Here is a 3,015-nt window from a genome sequence, read left to right on the forward strand (position 1 = left end):
GCTGGATCGGGAATATCCGGAGTATCCGGAGCCGCCGCGCGGGCGATCTCGGTGGCACTGGCTCAGACCGGAAAGCCGTATGTGTGGGGTGCGGAGGGGCCGAATTCTTTCGATTGCTCGGGTCTGCTGCATTACTCGGCTGCCGCGGCGGGAGTCAGGATTCCGCGAATCGCGAACGACCAGTATCGCCAGCTGCCCAAGGTCAATCCATCGCAGATTCGGCCGGGCGACTTGATCTTCCCGGAATCCTCATTCAAGAACGGCGTCGCCGGCCACGTCATCATGTACATCGGGAACGGCAGATGTATCGCCGCGTCCCGCTCGGGAGTACCCATCGGCCAAGTCCCACTACCCAGAAGTTACCGCGCCGCACGGTGGACCTGACCGTCCTCCTTCGGCCAGGTCAGCAGTGTGCGGAAAGGACGGTCGGTATCTCGCGCACGATGTTCTTCATACATCGCGAATTCTTCCAGTCGTCGCTCATCCGGATCGCCGCTTGGGCCGTGATTGTTCAGCGACCGCGAACGCCGGCGCCGGAGTCATCGAAGTCAGCGCGGTGAGTGAAGTCCGGTCTGTGACGCTGCCGGTGTCGGCGTAGAAGGTCAGATCCGCGATGCGATCCAGAAATCGAACGAATGACCGCTGAGCCGCCCGGAGCGGTTCCCGCCGACGACCCCGGCCGGTGGCGATGCGCGCGACCTCCTGAGTCGAACGCGCTCGACATCAGTACCCTACGTACGAGCCCCCGCTGCGCATCTGCACGATCCCCGGCACATTGCTGACCGACCCATAACGCTCGATGGAATACCGCACACCCGCGACGATATTGTCGACGGGATTCCAGATATCGCGGTGTCCAGGAAGCGAATACGAGTTGAATGTCGGATCGATGGTCTGCATCAGCCCTTTGGACGGGATGCCCTTGGCAGCGTTGCTGTCCCAAAGATTGATCGCGTTCGGGTTGCCACCGGATTCGTGCTGGATGATCGCCGCGATATCGGCGGGGTCGATCTGGCGGGTGTCGTAGCCGTGCTGGCGGAGGATCTGAAGCGCCTCGTTGATCCATTGCCCCTGCCGCCCGGAGGGACGTGTGCGCGGTGGGCCACCGCTGCCGCGCATACCGGGGTGCGTCGCCCGGCCGGGACGGCGGGGGCGCGCCGGGCGCGCCTGCTGCATGTACCGGTCCGCCAGGGCGGCAACGCGTTCGGCTGTGAGCGTCGCAGCTGCCTGCCCCTGCCCGAGGACGGTTCCGGCCCGGTGCAATGCGTTGCCCAGTGTGGTGACCACGAGGTCCCTACCCGCCGCCGTGTCTTCGATCTTGCCCAGCGCGGTCATCGCCGTGTTGACCTCGGCGACGATCGCGCCGATGGCCGCTCTTCCTTGGGTTGTATTGTCCACCGCGCCGTCGAGGATGCGCTCCAGTTCGGCGTTCATCGATCGATTGGCGTCTATGTTCCGCAAGGTGTCCTGCCGGTGGGCCGCGTACTGTGATCCCAGGTCGCCGTCCCAGACCACCGGTCCGGTCGGACGTGCCGCCGCGAGGTCAGGGGGCGCATAGGATTTGCCGGATTCGGCGGTCGGGGTTCCATCGCCGTAGTGTGCGGCTATCGTCGCGAGGGCACCGAGCGCGGCAGCCGCCATCGGCGTAGCCGCCCCGGACAGGGCTGATGCGTCCGGCCGGGCAACCGATGGCGCACCTGTTGTGGCGGACGGTGTTTCGATTGTCGGAGCGGGCGCCTGACCGCGTGCGGCAGTGTTCGCCACCGGAACCGGAGCGCCCGGCGTCGGTGCGCCACCGGGCAGCGGCGGCGGGACCCGCGCCGGACTGCCCCGGGCCTTCGTCTTCGTAGAGCGATCGGGGGCGGACGTCGTGACGCCCGCTCTCGAGTCATCACCATCCTCCATGTCGGGCTCGGACGGGGTCCTTTTCGTCGGCTCCATCAGTGCCCCACGCACACACGGCCGCGGCAGACAGTCTTGACACCAAGTGTGTCACTGGTCGACCCATGCCGATCAATGGCGTAATAAGTTCCTGCGCCCATGCTGTCGGTCCCGTCTGCGCGTCCCCGCGTCAGCCTGAGCGACCCCATGCACCGCGCGAGGGAACCGTTCCGAGCGGGAGAGACAGGATGAGGCGACATCACCAGGGCAGCCATCACTCACCTTCCACCACACGACTCGCTGTGTGCGCTGCTCAACCACAGACCGAGTAGTGGATGCCGGTGCAGGAGATGCCCGGAGCCGCTGACCTCGGGTTGCCAACTGCGTCGAGTCGTCGGCCTCATTCACCTGCCCCGCTCACCCCGGTAAGGGACCTTCTTGCGCCGACACCTGCCCGACAGCGTAACCGCAGCATAACGCAGCTTTGTCCGAGCATCATCGTGATGTTCCCGCCGGAGGGAATCCGCAGCGGCGGAGCACATGCGACAGCCGTCGACAGTCCGACAGTACGCAGAAATCACGCCGCTGATTCCTTTTGCAACAACGGCTTCGGCACCCGGCAGCCGAAAAACTATCATCGAGTTGAAGGCGGCCAAGCGAGTCGAACCAGAGCCCGACCTACACCGAAACCCTACCCAATGATGCCGCGAATTGATTCGCATTAGCCATGCGCTGGCCTCGAGCAGCACCATCGCTTCGTTCGTAGTACTGATCGAAGGCTGCCGCGGCAGCGGCGGGTGTTTGCGCGGCTTTGATGTATCTGTAGGCGCCTGACTCGCTACCAGCCAATTCGTGCGCCATGAAATCGACTTGGACCTGCCAATCGGTCACCGGCTTACCCCGGGCAGCAGCGAACTGCTCGAGTTGCCGCCGCCGACCGCCCTCCCACTGGCAGAGGCCGATGGCACCCTCGCCGGAGTTATAGGCAGCGGTATTGAATCCCGACTCGACCTGCATATTGCCCAAGATACCTGCTGCTTGCGCCGGGGTGAATCCATATTTAGTTATGAGATACCGATAAATATTCGCGACCGAGGGAGCCTGGCCGCCCGGGATATTGCTACCGTCCGGGGT

General features: G+C 64.6%; 3 protein-coding genes. 1 reads left to right on the top strand and 2 read right to left on the bottom strand.

From position 1 onward, the window contains the following. Positions 1-384, top strand: a 384-nt coding sequence (locus AB0C34_RS31450) for an NlpC/P60 family protein (RefSeq protein ID WP_357081061.1), incomplete at its 5' end; no start/stop codon positions are given. Positions 385-723: 339 nt separating this feature from the next. On the opposite strand, the gene AB0C34_RS31455 is transcribed toward AB0C34_RS31450, so the two are convergent. Together AB0C34_RS31455 and AB0C34_RS31460 are read right to left on the bottom strand one after the other, a co-directional pair. Then, on the bottom strand, positions 724-1,905 hold the full coding sequence (locus tag AB0C34_RS31455) for a transglycosylase SLT domain-containing protein (protein WP_357081064.1): 1,182 nt from the start codon (positions 1,903-1,905) through the stop codon (positions 724-726). A 654-nt stretch (positions 1,906-2,559) separates the two neighbouring features. Further along, the coding region (locus AB0C34_RS31460; RefSeq protein WP_357081066.1) for a phage tail tip lysozyme at positions 2,560-3,015 on the bottom strand (456 nt) is incomplete at its 5' end.

This window comes from Nocardia sp. NPDC049220 (assembly GCF_040647855.1).
In the GTDB taxonomy this organism is placed as follows: domain Bacteria; phylum Actinomycetota; class Actinomycetes; order Mycobacteriales; family Mycobacteriaceae; genus Nocardia.

What these genes read in the sequence shown, in the direction of transcription:
- AB0C34_RS31455 (WP_357081064.1), bottom strand. Translation starts at nt 1,905, where the DNA reads ATGGAGGATGGTGATGACTCGAGAGCGGGCGTCACGACGTCCGCCCCC.